The 1135-nt window shown below is 63.8% G+C and carries 1 protein-coding gene; it reads right to left on the bottom strand.

The genetic code is table 11. The features are described from left to right. Nucleotides 1–10: 10 nt before the first annotated feature. Complete coding sequence (locus tag KAK09_RS18560) at nt 11–1129, bottom strand: ABC transporter substrate-binding protein (protein ID WP_210880402.1); 1119 nt, start codon at nt 1127–1129, stop codon at nt 11–13. Nucleotides 1130–1135 lie beyond the last annotated feature (6 nt).

Raw genomic sequence — 1135 nt, 5'->3', positions numbered from 1 at the left:
GCGCGCGCGCTTACATCTTGCACTCTGCCGCGTAAGCGTCAGCGTGGTCCTCAAGCGCGACACCGATCACCTTGTTGGTGAAGACATCCCCCTCCCGGATCACCTCGCGGGCATAGATGGTCTGGACCGGGTGATGGTTCGGACCGAACCGGAACTCACCGCGGGTCGAGACAAAATCGGCAGCGCGGAGTGCCTCGCGGAAGGCACCCGCGTCCGATACATCGGCCTTGTCCAGCGCCGAAATCAGCAGGTTCGCGGTGTCGAACCCCTGGCTGGCATAGAGCGAGGGCAGGCGGCCATACTTGGCCTGGAAACTCTCGACAAAGGCGGTGTTGGCGGCGTTGTCGAGATCCTTGGACCATTGCGAGGTGTTCACCACACCAAGCGCCGCCGGCCCGACGGCTTGCAGGATGCCCTGATCAAAGCTGAAGGCCGGCCCCACCACCGGCAGCCCCACGCCCGAATCGGCATATTGCTTGAGGAAGGAAATCCCCATGCCACCGGGCAGGAAGAAGAACACCGAATCCGCCCCGCTGGCCCGGATCTGCGCGATCTCGGCGGCGTAATCGGTCTGGCCAAGCTGGGTGTAGATCTCGCCCGCCAGCGCGCCCTCGTAGAACCGCTTGTAACCCGTCAGCGCATCCTGCCCCGCCGGATAGTTGGGTGCGAGGATAAAGCTGTTGCTGTAACCCGCCTTGTTGGCATAGGCACCCGCCGCCTCGTGCAGGTTGTCGTTCTGCCAGGCCACGTTGAAATAGTTCGGATGGCACCCCTTGCCCGCCAACGCCGAAGGCCCGGCATTGGGCGAGAGGTAGAACTTGCCCTGCGCCACGGCACCGGGAACCACCGCCATGGCGAGGTTGGACCAGATGATGCCGGTCATCACATCGACTTTCTCGGACTGGATCATCTTGTCGGAAAGCTGGACCGCGATGTCGGGCTTTTGCTGGTCATCCTCGACCACCACAGTGATGTCGTCGCGCCCCGATTGTTCGATGGCAAGCAGGAACCCGTCGCGCACGTCGATCCCCAGCCCCGCGCCGCCGCCGGAAAGCGTGGTGATCATGCCCACCTTCACCTCGGCCATTGCGCCGGTCGCTGCCAGCGCGAGCGCCGCAACGCCCATCATCAGTTT

The sequence above is a fragment of the Roseovarius autotrophicus genome, from assembly GCF_018069895.1.
GTDB classification, from domain to species: Bacteria; Pseudomonadota; Alphaproteobacteria; order Rhodobacterales; family Rhodobacteraceae; genus Roseovarius; species Roseovarius autotrophicus.
The sequence above is the reverse complement of the archived record's forward strand: the minus strand, read 5'-3'. Positions and strand labels throughout refer to the sequence as shown.